Genomic DNA, 24337 nt, shown 5'->3' with positions numbered 1-24337 from the left:
AATGTCCGTGCGCCAATGCCCGGTTCCCGCGCCATAACCGGGCGCGGTTACCGTTCATTCCCTTCTCCAAGTTCTTTTTTACACCGCGACGTAAAAAGTTCCTTCAACGTGGCGTTATCGACTCTATTGTACATTTCCAGGGCCGATTTATAATCACCTTTTTCGTATGCCTCGAAAGCCCGGTTGGTGAGGGCCGCCTGTTCTTCGGCGGCGCCCTTTTCCGCATCGCCGCCATAGACCATCGCTTCGTAAATCCGGACCGGTTCGGCTTTGCCGCGCACATGCACGCGGTCCAAAGTCCTGCAAATCATTTTACTATCCAATTTGCGGTAAGTAAATTCGGAGATGATGATCGGCGCGCCGTAATTTTTGTTGAGCGACTCCAGCCGGGAGGCGAGGTTCACCGTATCGCCGATAACGGTGAAATTCAGCTTTTTTTCCGAGCCGATGTTTCCCACGATTGCTTCGCCCGAGTTGATGCCGATGCCGATGTGCAGATCCATCACGATTCCTTTCTGCGCCAGTTCCGCGTTGACCGTCGTCAGCAGTTTGGTCATGTCGATGGCGGCGGCGACCGCCCGCATGGCGTGATCCGGCAGCCTCACGGGCGCGCCCCAGTAGGCCATGATGGCGTCGCCGATGAATTTGTCGATGGTTCCCCGCGTGCGGAAGATTGCGTCCGTCATGTGGTTGAAGTGGGTGTTGAGCATGGCGACCACCTGTTCGGGGGAGGTCTTGTCCGAGAAGGTGGTGAAACCGCGGATGTCGGAAAAGAGCACCGAGATATCCTCCTTGGTGCCGGCGCCCAGGCGGGCGAGGTCGGTGGGGGATTCGGTCATCATCGTCAGCACCTCGGGGGAGACGTACTGCGAGAACATCTGGCGCACCCGCGCCTTTTCGCGCCCTTCGGTAAGCACCTGGTAGGCGAAGGAGCCGGCGCTGGAAAGGACGATGGCGGCGAAGGGGGGAATGAAATCGATCAGTTGGTTGTGCGAGAAACTGTAGTAGTAACCTCCCGCCAGCGCCGCCGCCGCGGCGGCGGGGATCGCTAATTTAAGCGCGAAAAAGCGCACGTAGAACGTTCCCGCGGAGCCGATGACCGAGAAGAGCAGCAGCAACGCCACGGTGACGCCGGGGCGCGGCGGAACGAGGAAATCGTTGAGGATGAAATTGCTGGCGAGCGATGCGTGCAGGAAGACGCCGGGAGAGAGGGGGGCCATGGCGGTCGGCTTCAAATCTTCCACCCCCACCGCGCTTGCCCCCACATAGACGATTTTGTCCTTGAATTCCGCCGGGTCGACCATGAGGTTTTCAAATTCGCCCGCGCGGATTTTTTGCAGCGAGGCGAAGATGCCGCTGATCGAGTAGGTGTTGAATTTGCCGTAAACATTGATGAGGTATTTCCCCTCGGCGTCGAGCGGAACGGTGTGGTCTTCCGTGACGAGGGACGAGCCGGTGGTGACGACCCGCTTTCCCTCAAGGAAGGGGGCGTCGCCCAGCACGGGAAAATAGTACCCCCCGTATTCGCGGAGGGGACGGGTGCGGCGGTATACTCCGTCTTCATCGGGCGCGAATTCAACCACGCCGACGTTGTGCGCCACACGGTAGAGTTCGGTGATGGGGATGTAGTAGTTGTTGTTCTCTCCGGCCCCCGGCATCGCGCCGGTGATCCCTTTCATCGCGTAGCGGTCGAGAAAGTCCCGCGGGAGGGGGCGGTTCATGAGGCCTTTATTCTTTTCGTCTTCGGTATCCTTGATAAGTTGCATCGAAAGGGTCATCCGGCCGCTTTGCGCCGTGGCGGCCACCAGCGCGTTGTCGTCGGGGTTGAGTTTTCCTTTGGCATCGCGGGGAAAATGCGTTTCAGTGAAAAGGATATCGAAGAGGACGGCCCGCGGTTCCCCCATCATGATGAATTCGAGAAAGTCGGCGAACAGGGCGCGCGGCCAAGGCCAGCGGCCGACCGTTGCGTTAAGCGCCTGGAGTGATGCTTCGTCGACCATGATGATTGCCACCTGATCTGATGCGGCTTTGGGGATACGTACCCATTTCGCCGCCTGGTCATAAACCAGGTATTCGAATTTTTTGAAGAAGCCGAACTGGAAGAGTAAAAAAGTGATGAGGAATGCCCCCCCCGCGAGGCCTAAAACGGTTGTGGCTTTCTTTTTATTCATTCCCCTGCGCTCCCGGAACGATTATATGTCGCATCGTGCGGCAATTGAAACCTCCAAGATTCGGGACGGGGGTGGGGAGGGACGATGAAAAAATGAATAGGTTAACCCTTTCATATATGCTAAGAATAACATATAAATATTTAAAAGATATTTGTTGACTTTTATTTACTGTTGATATACATTTTCCAACAAGGAGGACTGACTTGGGTTCCATTCAGTACAGCATCACCACCGCAATCAGGCATATTAATGCCAGTGTCCGCCTTCGCGGTTTCGTTTTTTTAATTCCTTTGGCGCTGGCGTTTTTCGCCGTGCCCGACCGGGCCGAGGCGATTCCCGCGTTTGCCAAAAAGCACAACGCTCCCTGCACCCTCTGCCACACGGTTTGGCCGCGGCTCAATGCGGAGGGATTCAAGTATAAGATGAATGCCTACCAGATGTCCGACTCCCGCGATGGCTCCGAGACGGGAAAAATATCCCCCGCGCTGGACCTGCATCTTGATACCGGCAAGGCAAATCCCCCGTTAAGTTTGCGGATGAGCGGAGGGCTTTCGGTGTTCGGGCCGAAGTCGGGGCCGAACGGCGATCAGGCGAACAATTTTCCCTGCTGCATGAACGGCAATACGATGGGTCTGTATGCCGCCGGCACGATTGAGCAGGACATCGGTTACTTCGCCGCGTACCAAGTGGGCAAAACCGACATCGACCAAGGGCACCTCAGTGTCGCCAATATTTTCGGTCCCGGTTATTTAGGCGTCGACCTTGGCGGTCTCCGCACCGCCGATTCGGACGCCGTTTCACCGAACCGTGAATGGTTCGGTTCGGCCAATCCGGCGTTTTTCGGAAACCTGAACGCCGGCGCGCGCGATGTGGGGCTGGGGCTCGGCTATACCGACAGCGGATTACGCTTTTTCGGCAATCCGGATTACGGCCCGTTCAGCTACGATGTGGTGGTGGTCTCCGGCAGCCGCCGCGTGGGGCAAGGGGTGAGCACCCGCGGCAGCGCATACAGCCTGATGGCCCGTGTCGATCTCGGCGGTTTTGCCGGCTCGTTCCGCTACTGGGACAACAAGAGCGGCGAGCTCCTTTTCAAGCCGGCCGCACCGGGCTATGCCTACGACTTGGGGCAGACGGCCGCGGCGGCTAACGAGTTCGCCCCGGATCGCCTGAACACCGACGAAAAAACGCAGGACTATCTTTTCGCCATGAATTACCGTGCCGACCGATGGGAATTGGAAGCGGCCTATGACATGAATAATTTCTCCGTCGGACAGAGGGTGAGCGGGGTTAATACATACACGCAGACGCAGATGAAGCGGACCGGTTTGGCGGTGGCGTGGATTTACCGCATCAGCCCCTTCATGAATTTCGGCATGCGTTACGGCACTTCCACCGTGAAGGATTACGAGCAGACCGTGAACGGCGTCACGGCCTCCATTGCCCCCGCCACAGTGTCGCAGTTCGAGCTTAAGTGGGAAGCGTTGCCCGCGCAGAACGCGCGCATCAGCTTGCAGTGGACGCTTGACACCTCGAACGAACAGGCGCGGATGATGGGCAACGGCGGGAGTTATGACCTGCAAAACAAGCTGTTCCTCCTATGGGATTGGGCGATCTAACTCCTCCTCCTCTCTAAAACGCCCAGTCTCATTCAAAAGCCCCCGGAGCCGGACACACTCCGGGGGCCCCTCCTTGCGCACGCGGCGCAATTCTTGAATGTTACGAGCAATTCTTGAATCGCGCGGCATTCTTCTTTGGGGTATACTGATTATTATGCCAAAAACGAAAGAGGCCGAAGCGAAAATGTCCGCCGACAATGCGGCCGCCCTTCTATCGGAGCCGGCCAAACCGCGCACGATATTGATTGTTGAAGACAATAAAATCGCCTGGATGGTACTGCAAAGCGAATTGGCCGAGCTTTCGCTGGAATTTTTGATCGCCGAAGACGGTGAAATGGCGCTGGCATTGGCGGAAAAGGAAAGGCCGGACGCCATCACCATGCAGGTGGATCTGCCGAAGATGGGCGGCATCGATGTCTGCCGCCGCCTGAAAAGCATCCGCGCCACCCGCGACATTCCGGTGCTTTTCGTGACGCAGCGGGGAACTCCTGAACAGCAACGCGCGGCGTTCGCCGCCGGCGCGGTGGATTACCTCGTTACCCCGTTCCCGCGCGGCAAACTGGCGTCCCGCATTCAGCGTTTGCTGGACGTAAAGCATGTGACGGTTCCCCAGACGATACTGGTGGCCGAAGACAGCGAAACCATACGCGCCATCATCGTCGGCATCCTCAAAAAGCAGGGGCACACGGTGGTGGAAGCGCGCGACGGCATGGAGGCATGGAACTGCCTGCAACAGCGCAAGGACATCGACATTCTGGTCAGCGACATCAATATGCCCAACATGGACGGGCACCAGCTTTGCCGCATGGTGCGCGGCAGCCAGGAGCACGCGTTCATGCCGATCCTCATCGTCTCCACGATGGCGGACAAGGAAGACATCGCCATGCTGCTCAACGCCGGGGCCGACGACTATGTGATAAAGCCGTTCGCCACCGAGGAGTTTTTGGCGCGGCTCAAGGCGCATATCCGCGTGCGCCATCTCTACAGCGAGCTTTCCATGGCGAACTTGCGCCTCAAGACCTTCAACGAGTCCCTGGAAAAAATGGTGGAGTTCCGCACCAGCGAACTGCACGAGGCGAATATGGAAGCGTTGATGATGCTCGCCGTCGCTTCGGAATACCGCGACACCGACACCGGCAACCACGTCCGCCGCATCGCGGGCTATACCCGCCATATCGCGCTGGCTATGAATTATTCCGAGACCAAGGCGGAAGAGATCAGCTATTCCAGCATCCTGCACGATGTGGGAAAAATCGCCATCCCCGACGCCATCCTCAAAAAGCCGGGGAGCTTGACCGATGAGGAGTTCAACCTGATGAAAGGGCACTCCGTTCACGGGGAGGCGATACTGAACAGCAAGAGCGGCTTCTTCAAAATGGGACGCGAGGTTGCCCGCTGGCACCACGAACGGTTCGATGGCAGCGGCTATCCCGATGGACTGGTGGAATACCAGATACCGCTGGCCGCCCGCATCACCGCCGTGGCCGACGTGTTCGACGCGCTGACCAACAAGCGGGTGTACAAGGAGCCGTGGCCGATGGAAAAGGCGTACCAGTACGTCATCGAGGGGGCCGGCAGGCATTTCGATCCGTTGGTGGCGGAGGCGTTCAACAAGATTTTCAAGGACGGCGCCATCCAGAAGATACACGACCAGTTCATCTGACCGCTTTCCGTGTCATGCCGGTCTTGAACCGGCGCCCAGAAATTATTATCAAAGCTTCCTCGCATCGGCCCCAAGGCCGTTTGTCCCGGATTGTTGCAGAAATATCCGCCTCGAAAACATGGTTTTTGCCCCCGCGCGGATTGGACTGCGCCCCTGGGATTGGAGCGTGTTCCGAGCTGAATTAGGGTACCTGTCCGATAATGGGGAGAACCCCCGTAAGGAGTCGGACAGATGAAGAAGTATCGGCATTTTGACGAAGAGTTTAAGCGAGACCTCGTCGCCCGGATCGACAGCGGAGAGATCACAGCGTCGCAGGCTTGCCGGGAGCATAACCTTGCCTCATCCCTTGTAGACCGCTGGAAGCGGCAAATCCACGAGGGAACCCCGCGTTCCAAGCCGTCCGCGCGGGAAAAACAGTTGGAGCGGGGGCTGGAACAGTACAATGAAGAAGGTCGGGGAACTGAGAAAGGGGATTAGTGTCAGGTCTTGCTTTATAGCATTGTTTCCGTAAAATCTATAAAGCAAGACCTGAACTGACTTCCGCTTATCTGAAAAAGAAAGACTTAAGTAATTTTCGCCGTTTGCCGAAAATATACATGTGCGCAATCCGCATGCAGCGGGTGCGAGAGGGATGATTAGGGCAGAAAATATGAAAATAGCGAATATGAAGATTGCCGCCGCTGTCATGATTGCGCTGGTATTGGGCATCGGCTGTCAGTCGGTCAAGGGGATGTTCGGCGGGGCTGATAAGCAGGAGCCGGTTCAAAAAAACGCCACAGCCGCCGCAACCGCGGCGGCCGCCGCCCAAAGTTTCAGCCCGGATAATTTCAATGCCAAAGTGGTATCGCTGGCCAGCCAGCTTTCAAGCTATCTGCAAAACTATGATGCCGGCACCCACACCGTGGTGGTCACCACGTTTGTCGATCTGGGGCATCTCAAAGGGGGAAGCCGTTTCGGCCGCCAGGTTTCCGAGCGGCTGGTCTATGCGCTTCATACCATGGGATACCGCGTTTTCGAATTGCGGATGGGGAAGGACGTGAACGTTGTGGATAACAACGGCGAATTCGCCCTTACCCGAAAACTGGAGGAGATGGCGGCCCCCTACAAGCCCGATGCGGTGCTGGTGGGGACTTACGAAACGGCGGGAAGCGTGATCACCGTTCAGGCGCGCCTGCTGGATGCCGCCACCTCGCGCATCGTGTCGGTGGCCACCTCCGATTTCCGCACCGATGACGATCCGTTTACCGCCGCGCTGATGCACGGCGAAGAGGAGGCGGGAGCGGAGGGCGGGACGCCGCAAAGCATGATGGAAATCCGCGAACTGGCGGTGGATGAAACCGATTCCACCCCCAAGATGCTCGCGCTGAAAATCGACCGGCTTACCCGTGAAATTGCCCGCAACATGACGCGCGGGAAACCGGGGCAGACCGTGGCGGTCGCCTCGTTTGTGGATGTGGACAAGCTGAACCGCACCAATACGTTCGGGCGGTTCCTCACCGAAGGGGTGATGGACCGGATGGCCCGCCGCGGCTTCAGCATTGTGGAAACGCGCACCGCGCGGGAACTGATGCCGCAGCCCAACGTGGGGGAGCATGCGCTGTCCCGCGAGCCGGATGAAGTGAAAGAGGGGGCCGCGGCCGATGCCGTGGTGTTGGGAACCTACGCCAAGGCGGGCGATACCGTCATCGTCCATGCGCGGTTGGTGCTGCCGGAATCGCGCCGGGTGGTATCGGTTGGGCTGTTCCAGATGAACCTCCGCCGCGACGATCCATTCATGAAGCGGATGTTCGAGGAGCCGTATGAACGGGTGGGCGCCAACAATTACGTTGAAGAGGTGGTGCGCAAATGAAAACCAAACTTATCGCCGTGGCGCTGCTGGCGCTGTTTGCCGCCGGGTGCAGCCTGTTGCGCATGCCGCCCCCCAAGAACATCATGACGTCGGAACGTGACGACCGTTTCGGCACGCTCTACATCGCCACCGAGCTGCACCGCAATCTCCAAAAACGCGACATCATGGCCGCGCCGGTGATTGTCACGACGTTTGTGGACCTCAACGACCTCAATAAAACATCCGTCTTCGGGCGGATGATGGCCGAACGGCTGATCGACGAATTGAGCAAAAAGGGATTCAAGGTGCTGGAAGTGCGCCGCGCACAGGACCTCTTCATGAAAAAGGACGTGGGGGAGATGATTCTCACCCGCGACGTGGCGGAGCTTGCCGGGAACGCCAGCGCGCGCACCGTGCTGGCCGGCACCTATGTGGCCACCGAGCAGTCGGTGATCATCAACGCGCGCCTCATCGATACCAAGAGTCCGGCGGTGATCTCCACCGTGAGCTTTGAAGTGGCGATGACCCAGGAAATACAGAGCCTGATCCAGGGGACTACCCCGTTTTAAGGGGATGACGTATGGTTAAAACAATCGGTGCGGTTTTGTTGGCGGCGCTGGTTTGGGGCGGTATCGCGTATGCCGACGGCCAGGTGCTGTCGGTCGTTTCGCCCCCGGCGGACGAGATGAAGGAACCGGCGAAGCCGGCCAAAAAAGTTTCCGCCAAAAAAACGCCGAAAAAGGCGGCTCCCAAGGCGGCGAAAAAAACAAAGAGGAAAGTCGCTCCGCCCGCATCCCAAAATGAGGCGCTGGTGCAGCCGGTGGGGAACGAAGCCCAGAAGCAGGCCAAGGCGGACGCGCCGCACATGGCTCCCGAGCCAGCCATGGTGCTGCTCCCCAGGCCTGCCGCGGAAAAGACGGCTTCTGAAAAGCGGACGCCCGAAAAAATTATCAAAACGGAAAAACCCAAAACCCCCGGCCAGGTCTACGTGCTGTTTCAAAGCACACCGCCCAACGCTGAAGTGGTGGTGGACGGTTATTACGCCGGCAGTACGCCGCTTGAGTTGCCGATCAGGGAGGGAAACCACACTTTGCGCCTTATCTATCCCGGCTATGAAGAGTGGGAGCACAAGTTCAACGCGTATAAGGGGATGCGCGTAAGCGCATTGATGGTGGAAAAAAAACAGGCTCAGGCAACGCCATGAGCCTTTTCAGGATGCGTTTTAAGATTATTATTTGCTGAATTTGAAAGATTTGAAAGAAATGAAATGATTTATGCAAAAACGCATAACGTTTCTCTTCTTAAAATGCTATATCTTATTGAAATATAGCGTTAAAACAGTTAGCTGGTCCATACATCCCCGTCTTTTCATCTAACACTCAAGGGGCATTTTTCCCAAAGTTCACCCAAATCGTCTTTTTTCAGTTGACGACACAACATATGGGGTTTATAAATAACTTACACACTACATATAGTTTGTTGTTTGTCAGGCAGGGGTTGAAGTTTTGATTAAATTTAAGTTTCTGGGGGTGACTTGCCATGGGGGATTCTAAGACGATCAAAGGCCGCGCAAATTCAAAAACCATCGCGAAAGACGAAAAAACCGCGTTGACGGAAAACGCGATAAAAGTCCTTGAGCGGCGCTATCTGACCAAGAACGAAGACGGGAAGGTGATTGAATCCCCTTCGCAGCTTTTCCGCCGGGTTGCCCGGAATGTTTGCCAAGCGGATGCCTTTTATCAGCCGGACATCGACATTACCGAGGTTGAGGAAAAGTTTTTCCAAATGATGGCGCAGCTGGAATTCATGCCGAACTCCCCCACGCTGATGAACGCCGGCCGCGAACTGCAGCAGCTTTCCGCCTGCTTCGTGCTCCCGATCGAAGACTCGATGGACTCCATTTTTGAAACGGTGAAAGACACCGCGATGATCCACAAGAGTGGCGGCGGCACCGGCTTCAGCTTTTCGCGCCTGCGCCCGAAGGGAAGCCGGGTAAAAAGCACCAGCGGCGTCTCGTCCGGCCCGGTCTCCTTCATGAAAGTGTTCGACGCCGCCACCGAATCGGTGAAGCAGGGGGGAACCCGCCGTGGAGCCAACATGGGGATCCTCCGCGTGGACCATCCGGATATCATGGACTTCATCGCGTGCAAGGCGGATCACGTTTCGTTTACCAACTTCAACATCTCCGTCGCCATCACCGATGAATTCATGAACGCGCTTTTGGAAGACGGCGAATACGGCTTGGTCGACCCGTACCGCAGGATGCCCGCCGGCAAACTGCGCGCCAAAGAGGTGATGGACGAGATGGTGAAGTACGCCTGGCTGAACGGCGACCCCGGCATCGTTTTCATCGATCGGATCAACAAGGACAATCCCACGCCGCACATCGGCCAGATGGAAAGCACGAACCCCTGCGGCGAGCAACCGCTGTTGCCGTACGAGTCGTGCAACCTCGGTTCCATTAACCTCACCAAGTTCGTGAAGGACGGCGATATCGACTGGCGCGGCCTGGAGCGGATCACGCACGGCGCGGTCCACTTCCTCGATAATGTCATCGACATGAACCGTTACCCGATCGTGAAAATCGAGCAGATGACCAAAGCCAACCGGAAGATCGGCCTCGGCGTCATGGGTTGGGCCGACATGCTGATCATGCTCGGTGTGCCGTACAACAGCCAAAAGGCGGTCGAACTGGGCGAAAAGGTGATGCAGTTCATCGATACCGAATCAAAAAAGGCCTCGCAAAAGCTGGCCGAGATACGCGGCGCGTTTCCCAATTTCCCCGGCAGCGCCTGGGACAAGAAAGGTTCGCCGAAGATGCGCAACGCCACCACCACGACTATTGCGCCGACCGGCACCATCTCCATCATCGCGGCGGTCAGTTCCGGCATCGAGCCGCTCTTCGCCGTGTCGTACATCCGCACCGTGATGGATAACGACAAGCTGGTGGAAGTCCACCCGCTGTTTGAAGAGGTGGCGAAGGAGCGGGGTTTCTACTCGAAGGATCTGATGCAGACCATCGCCCTCAAGGGGTCGCTCCACGGCCTCTCCGAAGTGCCGCAGGATGTGCGGGATGCGTTCGTCACCTCGCACGAGATCACGCCGGAGTGGCATATCCGGATGCAGGCCGCATTCCAGAAGCACACCGATAACGCGGTCTCCAAGACCGTGAACTTCAATGATGGCGCGACGGAGGCCGACGTGCGCGAGGCGTATATGCTCTCCTACAGTCTCGGCTGCAAAGGGGTGACCATTTACCGCGACGGCTCGCGCGAGGGGCAGGTGCTTTCCACCGGCAAGACCGGCACGAAGAAGGAAGACGCGAAATCCGCCGATCCGGAAATGCAGACCATCCATGTAAAACTCCAGCCGAAACCGCGTCCGGCGGTGGTTTCCGGCAGCACGCAGCGGCTTACCACCGGCTGCGGCAAGATATACGTCACCATCAACGCGGACGAAGAAGGGAATCCCTTCGAGATGTTCGTGCAGATCGGCAAGGCCGGCGGCTGCGCCGCGTCGCAAACGGAATCCATCGGCCGCCTCGTGTCGCTCGCCATGCGCTCCGGCATAGACGCGAACGAGCTGCACAAGCAGCTCATCGGCGTTTCCTGCCACCAGCCGGCATGGGAAAGCGGCGGCGGCAAGATACTTTCCTGCGCCGATGCCATCGGCAAGGCCTTGGGCCGCTTCGTCCGCAAGGATTTTTCCGGCACCAACCCGAAGAAAGGGTACGACGGCGGCCACGGCAACGGCAACAGCGCGGGCGGCGCCGATGCCACCATCAGCATCGGGGCCTGTCCCGACTGCGGCGGCTCGCTGGAATACGCCGAAGGGTGCATGACCTGCCGCGGCTGCGGCTACAGCAAGTGCAGCTGATTTTTTAGCGGTACGCCACACGGCGCGGCGGGCACCGCCATGTGCGTTGAGTTGCCGCTCAGCAGGGGCTGATGGCGGCAAGTGACTGTGTGGCGGTGGCCGGGCCGGGGGCAACGGTGGCATTTGCGCCAACGGTGATGGCGCCGCCGGCGGCAATCGCTCCGGTGATTATATTGTTTTGCCCAACCGCGACGTTTCCCATCGCATAAATTCCGCCCTGGAACAAAACCCCCGATCCCATCTGGACGTTTCCCACACTCATGATGAGGGCGTTGGCGGCGCCGCCGCCATTACCAGGCCCGCTATTGAGCGCGGCATTGTTGCCGAGCGTTACGCCGCCGCCGGTTTGCACCAGCAGTTCAGCGTTTGGATTGAGCAACAGTCCGCTATTCGGGAGCATCGTGAGCGAGCCGGTTATCACGAACTGGACATTGCCGTTGACGGTGATTGCGGCGGCATCGCCGAGCGTCATGTTGCCGCCGACATAGACGGTGAGCGTGCTTCCCCCGGCGGGGCCGTTGATCGTCATTTGCGCGTTGGCTCCCAGCGTGAGATCGCCGGTGATGTTGATGTATGCCGGGGCTGTTCCAACGGGGGGGAGGGTGTTGCCGACTCCGCTGTATGTTTGGCCGCCGGCGAGAACAAGCCCGGCTCCCGCCGCATTCGCCACTTGCGGCGGCGCGAAAGTGATCGGCTGATTGGCCAATATGCCGTTGCCGCCTCCGGCCAACGCAAAGAGGTTTTGGGGACTGCTGGTGCCGCAGGTTACGGGGCAACACCATCCATATCCGTAGAGGTTTGTCACGGAGCAGCAGAAGCCGGTTACCTGCAGGGAGCGGGTGCAGCCCCTCACCGTCGATGCCGCGGTGAGCGTATCGTTCGCGCGCGTGTAAGCCGTCGTGAAAGAGACACCCCCCGGCATCGCGGCTCCCGCGGTGAAATCGGCGGCGAGCGTGGCGAATGGGGTGTTGAGGGGAGCCTCTATCCGCTGGCGCAGCCCCCATTCGGCACCGGCGTATGCGCCGTAGAAAGCTTCCTGCGCCGCCAATGCGCTGTCGGCGGTGAGCGCCTGATTTTGGGCCAGCCGCGAGACGGCTATGCCGAGTCCACCCAGAAAAACCAGCAGAAAGATGACGGCTATCAGCGTGATCCCCCGCGCATTATTGAGTGCGGCGTTCATTGCACGGCTCCGCGCGGGGTGTAGTTTGGATTTATCTTCATGAAAGGGATGGCCGTGCCTGAAAGGGTGAATGCGCCGGAGCCGTCCGCCAAGGTAAGCTGAACCGATATCACGCCGTCAATATCGTGGCGCGCCGTGAACGCAGTGACGCCGGAGGCTATGGGGTGGGCGCCCGAAATATCACCGGTGCGCATCAACTGGTTCCCCGCGAGGCTGTAGGTGATGGTTGTCGATTTGTCCACGCACTTCGCGCATTTTACGGGGTCGCTTTTTTGTATGTCGTCAAAGGCTAGCGTGCCGCCGGAGCCGCCGGGGATCGGGAGCGTTACGGGGGTGAGGCGGGGCGGGGCGGGGGGGATAGCCGGTGGAGGTACCGCCGATCGCATTTCGCGTACCATCCGTTCCACCGCCACCCACGCTTCGCCATGCAGCGCCTGTTGGCTGGCGGCAAGGCGGCAGGTATTCGCGGCGCTGGATAGAAATGCGAAGGTCAAGCCCCCCATGATGCCAACGATGACGATCACCGTTACCAGTTCGATCAGCGTAAAGCCGTGTTGTTCCATCCGCATGGCGTTAGAGCGCCCTTGCTTTAAGGGTTTGCAGGGTAACGCTTTGGCCGGTCGCCGGGTTGGTTGCGGTTACGGTGAGCACGAGGTAAGAGTCCTTCCCGCCGGGGGGCGGGAGATTGTCCAATGTGCCATCGGTGCGCGCCGTCAGCGCCGCGTCATGGAAAAAGCCGGTGATCGTGGCGGTAAACGACGGGTTGTTGGGATCGGTGCAGGCGGTCTGGTAATCGCCGGTAAGCGCTTTCGGCCAGGCGGCGGGGCTTGGCAGGACGGTAACGATCTCCTTTTCCATGCAGTAGCGGGCGGCGGCGCTGAGCGCGGGGAGTTCCGCCGATTGACCGATCCCTTTCGATGCCTGCATGAACGGCATCAGCAGCAGGGGAAGCGTTATTCCCAGCACCACGATTGCCATGATGATCTCGAGAAGCGTGATTCCCCTTTGGTTCATTGCGTGGTAACCGCGCCGGTGTACGGTTCCACTGAAATGGTTTTTACCGCTTCGCCGTCCGTGACCGTGATGGCGAGAGGGGCCGTCAGTCCCGCCGGTTCACCCAAACTGTTGAAGGTTATCGTCTGTCCCTGCGCGATGGCGGCGTTTGGGCCGAACTCCGCCAGATTGCGCGCCTCGCCGTTGCCGGCCGCGTCGGCGGCGTATTGGTAGGTTGCGTTTCCCGCCGCGAAAGTAACCGACAGCGGAATTTCACGGCTCATCGCCTCCCGTTGCGTCACGCGAATGTCGCTGGCGATCACATCGGCCGCCATCGGGGCAGGCCCGCCGATGAGGCTGGCGCGGGGAATAAGCGCGATGGCGAGGATGCCGATAATGACGATGACCATGATTATTTCGATCATGGTAAATCCGCCGCTCTCCCCGGTTCGCCGCTTCATGTGTGCAAATGATACCAAGCGGCATGAAGCCGTGGCAAGGTACGTTCTACCGTTGCGGAAAGGGTGGATGCGCCGTCAGAACGGGGAGTGGTTGTGGGAGATGCCGGCGAGGTAGGCGAGGACGCCGGTGACTAAAGCCGTTTTCTCCATATAGCCGGTGAGTCTGTTGATCTTTTTCAGCCGCTCGGTTTGCCCTTCAGCTTTGAGCCGCGCTTTGTAGCCGCGGAAGTAAAAGTGCAGCAGGCCCGCGCAGAGAAGGGCGACGAAGCCGAACGAGGTCTTCCAGTGGAGCGTGAACACGGCGCCGATCGTCCGCCACCGCAAAAGCAGTATGAGAAACCCGGTGAGGCTCAAAACGATGATCGCCGCATCCACCACCGGATGCCAGCGGGAGTGCAGGAATTTGACCGCTGCGTCCTTTTCCGGCCCCGCCGGCATTTTTGCCATCGCGGGAGATACCGCGTACTGCATCACCACCAGCGTGAAAGCGAAAATATCGGCCGAGATGATGTGGAAGAAAACAATCAGCCCGTAGTGCTGTTCCAAAAATGCCATATTGGCGTAATGATACCAAAGCCTTCACGGCGCGCTATGACTTTAATCACGGCCGCGCTTCAAACGGGGCCTTCCATCCGTTCGATGATGGGGCAGTGATCGGTCACCCGGCGGTCTCGGCAGTCGTCGGCCAGCCGCGTAAGCGTTCTTTCAAGCTGCCGGAGGCGCACGATCTTCTGCCGGACCTCTTCGAGCTTTTTCTCCACTTTCTCCCGGACAATGTCTGGATTGCCGGCCGAACGGACCCGGAGGCCGAGCAGCCCCTTGGCTTCCGCAAGGCTGAAGCCGAGCCCTTTGGCCTGGATGATGAAGTTCAGCCGTTTCAGGCACTCGGCGTCGTAGAGGCGGTAGCCGGAGGAGAGCCGGGCGGACGGTTTAAGGAGTCCCTTCCGCTCGTAAAAGCGGATGGTTTGCACGTTGACCCCCGCCGCCTTCGCCAGCGCGCCGATGGTGAGGCGCCGTCCGCCATTTTCCTTCATGCTTTTATGATAATCCGCGCCGCGCCCGCGGGGTGCAATTATTTTGCAGCGCACACTTGACCCTATACATAGGTATAGGGTGTATCCTGTAATCAGGAATGGCGGGGGGAGCCGGACGCATTGCAGACGGTTTCATTTGAAGGGAGTATAGTAAAACCATGGATACGAAAACGAAAGAATACCGTATTACCGGCATGACCTGTGCCGCCTGCGCCCGTGCCATCGAACGCGCGGTAAAAAAGGTGGATGGCGTGGAAGACGCCGCCGTTAACCTCATAACCGAAAAACTGCGCGTTGCCGGGTCCGCCGATGCGGCAAAGGTGGAAGTGGCGGTGCAGAAGGCGGGATACGGCGTTGCCCCCCGGGAAAAAAGCGTTGTGACCATCCCGATAAAGGGGATGACATGCGCCGCCTGTACCGCACGGATTGAAAAGGAACTGAGGAAAACTCCCGGCGTGCTGGAGGCCACCGTGAATCTTGCCACCGAAAAAGCGACGGTGACATACGATGCGGGGACGGCCCGCCTTTCAGACTTCAAAAACGCGATAACACGGGCGGGATACGAGCCGCTCTCCGTATCGCACGATCAGCCGGAAAAAAAGACGCCGTTTATCGAATTGCCGGGCTTCAATCTCGCGCTGGCGATGTTTTTTATGATTCCCTTGGCCTATCTGACGATGGGGGTGATGGCGGGCCTGCCCGCGCTTTCCTTTGCCGACCCCGATGCCGCGCCGCTCGGTTACGCCGCGGCGCAGCTTCTTCTCACGCTGCCGGTTCTTTTTGCCGGACGGCGTTTCTATACATCCGGCGGATCGGCGCTGATGCATGGCGGGGCGAACATGGATACGCTGGTGGCGATGGGGGCCACGGCGGCGGTGCTCTATTCGTTCTTTGGCACCGTGAAAATAATGGGCGGTGATGTCCATTTCGCCCACAACCTCTACTATGAATCGGCGGGATTCATCATCGCCCTGGTGTTGGTGGGGAAATATCTCGAAGCCCGCGCCAAGGGACGCACCAGCCAAGCCCTGAAAAAATTGCTGAAGCTCGCCCCCGAACAGGCGACGCTTATCGAAAACGGCGCATATCGCCAGATTCCGACCGAAGAGGTGCATCCCGGCGATCTGCTGCTGGTGAAGCCGGGTGAAAAAATACCGGTGGACGGCCTAGTGGTGAAAGGGGGTACCAGCGTGAACGAAAGCATGATCACCGGCGAACCGATGCCGGTGCCGAAAAAGCCGGGGGCCGCGCTCATCGGCGGCGCGGTGAACGGCGAGGGGGTGGTCGAGATGCGCGCCGAGCGGGTGGGGTCGGAAACAACGCTGGCCCGCATCGTGAAACTGGTGGAGGACGCGCAGGGAACCAAAGCTCCCATCGCCGCGCTGGCCGACCGGGTATCGGGGATTTTTGTCCCGTCGGTTGTGGCCATCGCGATGGGAGCGGCCGCCGCGTGGTTCGCCGGCGGCGCATCGTTCGAGTTCGCGCTTACCATCTTCATAGCGGTACTTATCATTGCTTGCCCCTGCGCGCTTGGCCTTGCCACTCCCACCGCGATCATGGTCGGCACCGGCCGGGGGGCCGACATGGGCATTCTTATTAAGAAGGCGGCTGCGCTGGAAATGGCGGGGAAGGTGGACGTGGTGCTGTTTGACAAGACCGGCACCATCACCGAGGGAAAGCCGCGCGTGATGGAGAGCGCGTTCTACAGCGGGTTTTCCGAAGAGCGTGCGTTGGCGCTGGCGGCGGCGGTGGAATCCGGCTCGGAGCATCCGATAGCGGCGGCGGTGTTGGAGCACGCCAAAGGGCGCGGTGCGGCTTGGACGATGGCGGAGGGAATTGCGGCGGATCCCGGCTTCGGGGTGAGCGGCCGCGCCGAAGGAAAAGTTGTGGCGCTGGGCAACGCGGCATATATGGAAAAACGGAAGGTGCCCGTGGCTGAGGCCGCGTTGTTCGAGCAGGCATTCACCGCAACCGGCGGCACGGTGCTCTATCTGGCGGTGGATGGGAAGCTGGCGGCGGCGCTCGGCATCACGGACAAAATAAAGGCCACGAGCCGCATGGCGATTGAAAAATTGAAAAAACTCGGCCTGAAAACGGTGATGATCACCGGCGACGGCGAGGCGGCGGCGAAGGCCATCGCATCGCAAGCGGGGGTGGACCGCGCCGTGTGGCGCGTGTTGCCGCACGAGAAAGACGCCGAAGTGCGTAAGCTGCAAAGCGCGGGAAAGAAGGTGGCAATGGTCGGAGACGGCATCAACGATGCCCCGGCGCTGGCGCGCGCCGACCTCGGCATAGCCATCGGCACCGGCACCGACATTGCCATCGAGTCCGCCGATATCGTGTTGATGTCGGGCGATCTCGGCGGCGTCGAGAAGGCGCTGGCGTTGAGCCGGGCAACCGTGCGGAACATCAAGCAGAATCTGTTCTGGGCCTTTTTTTATAATACGGTGAGCATACCGGTGGCGGCGGGGGCGCTGGCGCTGTTCGGCGGCCCGCTGCTGCAACCGATGTACGCGGCGGCGGCAATGAGCTTGAGCTCGGTGACGGTGGTGTTTAACGCCTTGCGGCTGAGGAATTTTAAATAAGGAGCGATGCCATGAAGAAAGTGCTTTCCATCGAGGGAATGACCTGCAACAACTGCAAAAAGCATGTGACGGAGGCGTTGCGGGAAGTGGCGGGGGTGAAATCGGCAACCGTTGACTTGGCGAAGAAAAACGCGGTGGTCGAGGGCGATACTCCCGTTTCAGATGATGCGCTGAAGAGCGCCGTCAGCGAAGCGGGGTATACCGTAACCGGCATCAGCGGGAACTGATTACGCGGGTTGCTGTTGGGTGAGGCAGTGCAGCGTGCCGAGTCCCCACACCAAGTCAACGGCATGAATGCCGATGACGGAGCGGCCGGGGAAAAATTCTGAAAGAATGCCGAGCGCAATGCGGTCGTTCGGGTCGTTGAAGGTGGGAACGATCACCGCCGCGTTGCCGATGTAGAAATTGGCGTACGAAGCGGGGAGGCGCTGGCCGTCAAAAATAACCGGCGCGGGCATCGGCAGCGCGGCCACCTGCACTTTACTTCCGTCTTCAAGGCGCATCCCCTGCAACCGTTCGCGGTTTTCCTCCAATAACGCATAGTTGGCGTCGTTTCTGTTATTTTCCCGGCAGAGCACGGCGGTTGTGGGGTTCACGAAGCGGCAGAGGTCGTCCACATGACCGTGCGTGTCGTCTCCGGCGATCCCTTTTCCCAGCCAGAGGATATTTTTCACGCCGAGCAGGGCGCGCAGTTGCGCCTCCGTTTCGGCGCGTCCCATGCCGGGGTTGCGCACCTGCGTTTCGGTGTCCAGCAAACACTCTTCGGTTGTCAGCAGGGTGCCGCGCCCGTTCACGTCGATGGCCCCTCCCTCCAACACGAAGTGTTGTGCGTCAAATATCCTTTTGTCCAGCTTCTTCGCCGTTTTTCCGGCGATGCCGTTATCTTTCTGCCAGTCGGGATATTTCGCCCACGCATTGAATTTGAAATTAACGATGGCGCTTTCTTTTCCATCTTTCACAAAGACCGGTCCGAGGTCGCGCGTCCACCCCCGGTTTGTGGGAAAACGGAAAAACTCGATATTTTCCATAACCGCGCCGCATTTTTCCAGTACGCGGCGTGCCGCCTTTTCGCGCGGAGCATCGTTCACAAGGATGCGCACCTTTTCACCGGGCGAAAGCGCCTTCGCCATTTCTCCAAACACCCACGGGATGAGCGCAAACTTTCCGGGCCAATCATGCTTGTTGTGGGGCCAGCCGAGCCATGTCGCTTCATGCCGTTCCCATTCGGCCGGCATGGCGAAGCCAAGCGCGGCGGGCGTTTTGCGCAGGCTCATTTTCTGCCGGGAGCGGGGTCGAGGAAGCGGCGGGTTATGTCGCCATAGCTGTCTATCCGGCGGTCGCGCAGGAAGGGCCAGTTGCGGCGGGTTTCCTCGCAACGGGCCGGGTCTATCTCCTGAATGATAATTTCTTCCTTGTCCGTGGAAGCCTCGGCGATCACTTCCCCAAACGGGTTGGCGATGAACGAACCGCCGAAAAATTCGATACCGGGGGCGGCGGGATCCAGCCGTTCGTGACCGATCCGGTTAACGGCGGCCACATAGACGCCGTTGGCGATGGCATGTGAGCGTTGGATGGTGCGCCACGCATCGTGTTGGGCCGCGCCGTATTGCGCCTTCTCATGCGGGTGCCATCCGATGGCGGTGGGGTAGAAAAGTATCTGCGCTCCTTGCAGCGCGGTGAGGCGTGCCGCTTCGGGATACCACTGATCCCAGCAGATGAGAATGCCGATTTTTCCCGCCGATGTCTCGACCGCTTTGTAGCCAAGATCGCCGGGAGCGAAGTAGTATTTTTCATAGTATGCCGGGTCGTCCGGGATGTGCATTTTGCGGTAAACGCCGGCGAGCGAGCCGTCGCGGTCGATGACGGCGGCGGTGTTGTGGTAGAGGCCGGGGGCGCGCCGCTCGAAGAGCGAGGCGATAATGACGATGCCATGTTTTTTAGCCAGTGCGCCGAGCGCTTCGGTGGACGGTCCGGGTATTGGCTCGGCCAGATCAAAGATCGAGGCGTCTTCTTTCTGGCAGAAGTAGAGCGATTTGAAAAGTTCCGGCAGGCAGACCACCTCCGCGCCGCGCCCGGCGGCCTCGGCGGTTTTATCAACGGCTTTTTTGAGGTTGGCTTCCGGGTTGGGGCCCATCGCCATCTGCACGAGGGCGATTTTTGTTTTCCGCTTCACGATGCGTAGGTATCCCTGCTGGGCGTGATGGCCCGTGTCGCTTGTTCATCGATGCGGAACTTGGCTATCAGTTCCGCCATGTCCCGCGCTTGCGCGGCCATCGCGGCGATTTCCGCCGCGCCGGTCTCGATCTGTTTCCTGTTTTCATTTGAAAGGGCGGAGACCTTCCGCATCGCATCGCCCACCTGCTTGGCGATGACGGCTTGCGCGTCGGTTTCCCCCTTTATCTCGAAGAGCTGTTCGGAAGTGTTGTTCACCGCTTTTATGATCTGATCGGCGGCCACGGTTTGCTCTTTGGTGCCGGCAAGCACCTGCTGGGCCACGTCGTTCAATTCCGAAATGGCGCGGGCGATCAGTTCGATGCTGGAGGACTGCTCTTTGGTGGAGCGGGCTATCTGCCCGGAAGCGAGTTTTACCTGTTTCACATGCTCCATCACCTCGGCGGCGTCCTTCTCCAGTTTGGCGGAGTTTTCCTTGATTTCCTCCGATTGCTCCAACACGTCGCCCATCGCTTTGGATACCTGCTGCGACGCGGACTGCTGCTCGCGCGTGGCGGTGACGATGGCATTTACCAATTGCACGGTTTTTTCCACGCCCAGCACGATGGTTTTGAGCGCTTCGCCGGAGTTCTGGGCCAGCAATGCCCCCTGTTCCACCTCCGCGGTGCCGCGGTTCATGGTATTCACCGCCAAGGCGCTCTCTTTTTGCACACCTTTGATAAGGCCCGCGATTTCCTTGGTGGCCATGCTGCTCCGTTCGGCCAATTTGCGGATTTCCTCGGCCACCACGGCGAAGCCCTTGCCGTGTTCCCCGGCGCGGGCCGCCTCAATGGCCGCGTTGAGCGCCAACAGGTTGGTCTGTTCGGCGATTCCGTCGATGACGGTGATGATGTTGCCGATGGAATCGGCGTGGCCGCTGAGTCCTTTTATCACGCGGGCGGCGTCTTCCACCAAGCGGCGTATCCGTTCCATCGCGGCGATGGCCTCGTTCAGCGCTTTGGTGCCATTGACCGCGTCTTCGGCGGTGCGCCGGGAGAAGTTTCCCGCCTCGCCCGAATTGGCGGCCACTTCACGGATGTTGGCGGCCAGCTCTTCCACCGAGGCGAATACCTGATCCGAGGCGGAGGCGATGGAATCGGCCCGCTTGGAGAAGTCCCGAACCGCCCCATAGAGTCCGGTGACGCGTTCAGCGTCGGCATCGGCCAGTTTGGCTATTTGATCGGCGCTCCCGGTCACTTCCAGGATGGAAACGGCGGTTTGCTCGATGCTGGCCGACGCATCGTCGACCGACTTCGCCATTTTATTTGCCACCGCCTCGGCCTGCCGTATCGAAACCCCCATCTCTTCGATTGAGGATGAGACCGCTTCAGACGATTCGGCCAGCTTGTTCGCCCGCGTTTGTATGCGGATGGTTGTTTTGCCCATGCTTTCCACGGCCGCCGCGGTTTCGGTGATCGAGACGTTTACCGTGTCGGTGTTCGATTTCATCGCGTTGGCCTGGGCGGTAAGGTTCATGGTGCTGCCGGCCACCTGCCCGGCCCCTTCCTTCGCCTGCCCGATCAGTTCGCGCAGGTTGTTGCTCATGGCGTTGAGCGCGTGGCCCAGATTGCCCACCTCGTCATCCGTGACGACGGTGACGCCGCCGGTGATATTGCCGCTCGATATCCGCTTCGCCAATTCCACCGATTCCAGCAGCGGCGCCACGATGTTTTTACGCACCATCAACGCCAGCGCCACGCAGAGCACGATTGAGGCAAGGAGGAAAATTACCGGCTTCACCTCCATGATGAAAGTTTTTTGCTCGATGAGCTTGTCCATCCGGCCGCTCAGATTTTCCAGTTCCCGCAACATCAGCGGGTTTATCTTATGAATTTCCTGGAGGCTTGCGTTCATAACGCCGCCGCGGCCCACGGCGTTATCCACATGCCCGCGCAGTTCGCTCCATACCCGTTCCACATCGGCAAGGCGCGCGGCGCTGGCGGGATCGTGCGCGGTGGCCTTGAGTGCGCGGAGGCTCCGCTCGAAGCGTTCGGCGTCGCTGTGAAGGGCGGCGGTGGGGCTTTCGCCCGCGATCACCATCATGATCTCTTTGGGTATCTTGTCGCCCAGCCCATGAATTTCCTGGAAGTTTTCCGGCCTTTGCGTGCGGATTGGGGTCTGGTTCAACCGGTCGACCTCGTTTTGCAGCCGCTCGCCATTCTGTTTCACAAACGTTATCGTGGGCGCGATGGATGGGGCGGCCGCCAAGATGCTATGGATTTCCGCCTGGTACTTGCGCCAGAGGGCGTCGATGGTTTCAAGGGTTTCGCGCGCCTCGGCATCGGTCACTTTCGGGATGTTGTGACCGCTGTTCCCCTCCATGAGGCCGGCCTGGTAACGGCTGAAGCGGTCCAGAGCATCCTCAAGCGTTTTTCGCGAGGTGTCGTGTCCGGCTTCCAGCGCCTCTTTGGCGATCTCCTGGGTGAGGGTGATCTGTTTGCCGACGATGTTGCGAACGTCGTAGTTGCCTTTTTGCATGCTTATAATAATGAAGGTGGACAGAGCCTGGAAGATGATGAACAGCATAAAACTGGCGAACGCGGCGACCAGTTTCGACTGCACGCTTTTCAGTTTAAGCACGTTGATCTCCTCAATTGCGCCGGCAAAATGCCAATGCGGCGGCGGCTGGGCCATCCCCGCGCAACCCCGCATTTCCCCATGAGGTTACAACGATTGCGCGGGGGTGTAAAGCCGTGAAAAAGTGGAGGTATAGCCGGCCTCGAAAGCTTTGGATTCAGCCGCTTTTCCCTTCGAGTTCCGCTTTTTGAAAGGCCGGCTAATCTCCAAAGACCGCATATCCATGCCCGTTCACGCCAAATAATCGGCCTGGTTATTCGAAGCGGTAGCCGCATTCTTCGATATCGTCTTTAAACCAGGGATATTTGTGGCAGATGAGCGGTTTTTGTTCCGGCGTTTCATGCAGGCGGCATTTGTTATCGGCGGTGAGTTGGCTGCACGGGATGTCGATCTCCAGCATCACCCGGTCGATGGCGGGCAGCGCCTCGGCCAACCGGATGCCGCGGTACGAGTAGTAGATGCGCGCTTCATCGATGGATCCGTGATTGGCGACGAGGTGGCTATAGACCGAGGTTATCCGGACACGCTGGCAGCATTCACCGCAGGAGACGCATTCCCCTTTGCGTTCGGGCTTATTCTTTTTCATGACCGCTTACCGTATCACCCGTTTCAGGTCTTCAGGGGTTGGCACCAGCAGGTTGGGACCGCTGGCAATCAGCTCGGCCATGGGGCGGAAGCCGTAGGATACGCCGATGGTGCGGACGCCGGCGTTTTTACCGGTTTGGATGTCCACCGCGCTGTCGCCGACAAAGACGGCATTATTAGCGCCGATTCCCGCCTCGCGCAAAATCACGTTCAGCATTTCCGGATCAGGCTTGCGTGTCGGGAGCGAATCGCCCCCCTTTACCGACATGAAGAGGTCGGCCACATGCAGCCCCTCCAGTATTTTCACCACATACTTGTACGGCTTGTTGCTGGCCACCGCCATTTTTTTGTTTTCAAAGTGGCGCAGCACGTCAAGGATGCCGTCAAAAAGGATGGTGGTATCCAGCAGGTGCGCGAGGTAGATTTCCTGAAAGTGCCTGATGGCGGTATCGAGCGAGTTGCCGCCGCCGGTGGCCGCAACCGCGCGCTCAATGAGCGGGCGGACGCCGTTGCCGACGTAGCTGTAGATTTCCTCGTCGGAAATAGGGGGGTGGTCGATGCGTTCCAGCGTTTCGTTGACGGCGTAAGCGATGTCTTTTTTGGAGTCGATCAGCGTGCCGTCGAGATCCCATATTATGAGTTCAGCGTTAATAACGTTCATTTTTCCATTTTAGCCTAATTTGTATTTTTAACCCGGCACATATAATGCCGCGCACCCTTATTCATTTATCCCGGGCTATGGGTTATAGATCGATGCGGTAGCTGGCCAACTGGCCGGCGGTCTCTTCCACGCCGACCTCGATGGAGCGGATTTTGCCCAGATACCCCTTATGCGCCAAAACATCTTTCAATTTCACGCAGAGGTATTGCGAAAGCATTTCCACCGTGGTGTTCGGTATTGGCAACGCGGCCACGTCTTCGGCGGGGAACGAGTATTTTTTTTCGCGGTAGGTCACGTCGAATTGTTTGCCGTTGGGGCCCATTATGAGGTGCGGGTTTTCGACCGCCATCAGGACTTTGTGGTCCAGCGAATCGCAGAGCGCCTGCATTTCTTTTTTCAGCACGCCGAAGTCGATGAGATAAAAGTTCTCGTCCGGCGTGCCGGTGATTTCCACCAGCGTATAATAGTTGTGGCCGTGCAGCGCCTCGCACTCGTTTTCAAGGGTTATGAAGTGCGCCGCGCTGAAGTTCAGTTTTTGTTTTACCAGCCGTATTTTGTGCATCGGGTTAATTTCCGTATTCAAAGGTCAGTTGTTGTTCCGCCGCCATTGCCCGCTGGTACGCTTCGCCCGCCGTTTCGCCGGCGGCGACGAAGTACCCCAGCCGGTCGGAGGAGGTTCGTATTTCGTTTACCGTGTCCCCCGGCTTGGCTGTCAGCCCCGCTTCAATTATACCCGGCATTGTGCGCGCCGCTTCAAATCCGGCCACGTTTGCCAGCTTGCCCGGTTTCGCGGTGATAAAGTGGAACACGGCCCCCTTGGCGAATTTTGGCGAGAAATCGCGCACGCCGCCGGTGAGGATGTGGGCGTATTCCACGATCTCGTTCACGCCGCTGGC

23 protein-coding genes are annotated in these 24337 nt (G+C 59.0%); 9 read left to right on the top strand and 14 right to left on the bottom strand.

The features are described from left to right. Positions 1-47: 47 nt before the first annotated feature. The gene (locus HZA03_04515; protein ID MBI5637217.1) at positions 48-2171 is read right to left on the bottom strand and encodes an adenylate/guanylate cyclase domain-containing protein; all 2124 of its coding nucleotides are present in this window, start codon (positions 2169-2171) and stop codon (positions 48-50) included. 203 nt (positions 2172-2374) lie between these two features. Here HZA03_04515 and HZA03_04510 point away from each other — a divergent pair, with 203 nt between their 5' ends. The 7 genes from HZA03_04510 (at position 2375) to HZA03_04480 (ending at position 11154) form a co-directional block, all read left to right on the top strand. Further along, a complete protein-coding gene (locus HZA03_04510) occupies positions 2375-3787 on the top strand; it encodes a hypothetical protein (protein MBI5637216.1) in 1413 nt (470 codons plus the stop codon). 154 nt (positions 3788-3941) lie between these two features. Next, positions 3942-5450, top strand: a complete 1509-nt coding sequence (locus HZA03_04505; protein ID MBI5637215.1) for a response regulator — start codon at positions 3942-3944, stop codon at positions 5448-5450. Between the two features lie 231 nt (positions 5451-5681). Beyond that, the gene (locus HZA03_04500; protein MBI5637214.1) at positions 5682-5927 is read left to right on the top strand and encodes a transposase; all 246 of its coding nucleotides are present in this window, start codon (positions 5682-5684) and stop codon (positions 5925-5927) included. A 172-nt stretch (positions 5928-6099) separates the two neighbouring features. Further along, positions 6100-7299, top strand: coding sequence for a hypothetical protein (locus tag HZA03_04495; protein ID MBI5637213.1), 1200 nt, complete (start codon positions 6100-6102; stop codon positions 7297-7299). Next, entirely contained in the window at positions 7296-7847 is a 552-nt protein-coding gene (locus HZA03_04490) for a hypothetical protein (GenBank protein ID MBI5637212.1), read from the top strand. Before HZA03_04495 ends, HZA03_04490 begins: the two co-directional genes overlap by 4 nt. Before the next feature lie 11 nt (positions 7848-7858). Beyond that, positions 7859-8482: a PEGA domain-containing protein gene (locus tag HZA03_04485; protein ID MBI5637211.1), complete on the top strand. Its 624-nt coding sequence runs from the start codon at positions 7859-7861 to the stop codon at positions 8480-8482. A 335-nt stretch (positions 8483-8817) separates the two neighbouring features. Continuing rightward, complete coding sequence (locus tag HZA03_04480; GenBank protein ID MBI5637210.1) at positions 8818-11154, top strand: vitamin B12-dependent ribonucleotide reductase; 2337 nt, start codon at positions 8818-8820, stop codon at positions 11152-11154. A gap of 58 nt (positions 11155-11212) precedes the next feature. On the opposite strand, the gene HZA03_04475 is transcribed toward HZA03_04480, so the two are convergent. The 6 genes from HZA03_04475 to HZA03_04450 all read right to left on the bottom strand — a co-directional run bounded on the left by HZA03_04475 (position 11213) and on the right by HZA03_04450 (position 14822). Continuing rightward, positions 11213-12334 carry a hypothetical protein gene (locus HZA03_04475; GenBank protein ID MBI5637209.1) on the bottom strand — a complete coding sequence of 374 codons (1122 nt, stop codon included), beginning with the start codon at positions 12332-12334 and terminating at the stop codon, positions 11213-11215. Beyond that, positions 12331-12903, bottom strand: a complete 573-nt coding sequence (locus HZA03_04470) for a prepilin-type N-terminal cleavage/methylation domain-containing protein (protein MBI5637208.1) — start codon at positions 12901-12903, stop codon at positions 12331-12333. Before HZA03_04470 ends, HZA03_04475 begins: the two co-directional genes overlap by 4 nt. A 4-nt stretch (positions 12904-12907) precedes the next feature. Further along, positions 12908-13348, bottom strand: coding sequence for a type II secretion system protein (locus HZA03_04465; GenBank protein ID MBI5637207.1), 441 nt, complete (start codon positions 13346-13348; stop codon positions 12908-12910). Then, positions 13345-13788, bottom strand: coding sequence for a prepilin-type N-terminal cleavage/methylation domain-containing protein (locus HZA03_04460; GenBank protein MBI5637206.1), 444 nt, complete (start codon positions 13786-13788; stop codon positions 13345-13347). The genes HZA03_04465 and HZA03_04460 overlap by 4 nt, the downstream gene beginning before the upstream one ends. Before the next feature lie 75 nt (positions 13789-13863). Continuing rightward, positions 13864-14343, bottom strand: a complete 480-nt coding sequence (locus HZA03_04455; protein ID MBI5637205.1) for a hypothetical protein — start codon at positions 14341-14343, stop codon at positions 13864-13866. A gap of 59 nt (positions 14344-14402) precedes the next feature. After that, positions 14403-14822: a heavy metal-responsive transcriptional regulator gene (locus tag HZA03_04450; GenBank protein MBI5637204.1), complete on the bottom strand. Its 420-nt coding sequence runs from the start codon at positions 14820-14822 to the stop codon at positions 14403-14405. Between the two features lie 158 nt (positions 14823-14980). Between HZA03_04450 and HZA03_04445 the strand changes: the two genes are divergently transcribed. After that, positions 14981-17407 (top strand): copper-translocating P-type ATPase, encoded by a 2427-nt coding sequence (locus HZA03_04445; protein MBI5637203.1) that lies wholly within the window; start codon positions 14981-14983, stop codon positions 17405-17407. 11 nt (positions 17408-17418) lie between these two features. Then, entirely contained in the window at positions 17419-17634 is a 216-nt protein-coding gene (locus HZA03_04440) for a cation transporter (GenBank protein ID MBI5637202.1), read from the top strand. Here the strand turns inward: HZA03_04440 and HZA03_04435 are convergent, their stop codons facing one another. The 7 genes from HZA03_04435 to HZA03_04405 form a co-directional block, all read right to left on the bottom strand. Further along, positions 17635-18681, bottom strand: a complete 1047-nt coding sequence (locus tag HZA03_04435) for an agmatine deiminase family protein (GenBank protein MBI5637201.1) — start codon at positions 18679-18681, stop codon at positions 17635-17637. After that, positions 18678-19580 carry a carbon-nitrogen hydrolase gene (locus tag HZA03_04430; GenBank protein ID MBI5637200.1) on the bottom strand — a complete coding sequence of 301 codons (903 nt, stop codon included), beginning with the start codon at positions 19578-19580 and terminating at the stop codon, positions 18678-18680. The genes HZA03_04435 and HZA03_04430 overlap by 4 nt, the downstream gene beginning before the upstream one ends. Further along, positions 19577-22198 carry a type IV pili methyl-accepting chemotaxis transducer N-terminal domain-containing protein gene (locus HZA03_04425; GenBank protein MBI5637199.1) on the bottom strand — a complete coding sequence of 874 codons (2622 nt, stop codon included), beginning with the start codon at positions 22196-22198 and terminating at the stop codon, positions 19577-19579. The genes HZA03_04430 and HZA03_04425 overlap by 4 nt, the downstream gene beginning before the upstream one ends. Positions 22199-22448: 250 nt before the next feature. Then, complete coding sequence (locus HZA03_04420) at positions 22449-22781, bottom strand: YkgJ family cysteine cluster protein (protein MBI5637198.1); 333 nt, start codon at positions 22779-22781, stop codon at positions 22449-22451. A 6-nt stretch (positions 22782-22787) separates the two neighbouring features. Further along, the gene (locus tag HZA03_04415) at positions 22788-23441 is read right to left on the bottom strand and encodes an HAD-IA family hydrolase (protein ID MBI5637197.1); all 654 of its coding nucleotides are present in this window, start codon (positions 23439-23441) and stop codon (positions 22788-22790) included. An 82-nt stretch (positions 23442-23523) separates the two neighbouring features. Continuing rightward, positions 23524-24003, bottom strand: coding sequence for a 6-carboxytetrahydropterin synthase (locus HZA03_04410; protein ID MBI5637196.1), 480 nt, complete (start codon positions 24001-24003; stop codon positions 23524-23526). A gap of 4 nt (positions 24004-24007) precedes the next feature. Further along, positions 24008-24337, bottom strand: a 330-nt coding sequence (locus tag HZA03_04405) for a hypothetical protein (protein MBI5637195.1), incomplete at its 5' end; no start/stop codon positions are given.

This window comes from Nitrospinota bacterium, assembly GCA_016217735.1.
Lineage (GTDB): Bacteria > Nitrospinota_A > UBA7883 > JACRGQ01 > JACRGQ01 > JACRGQ01.
This window is presented reverse-complemented; position numbering and strand designations above follow the sequence as displayed.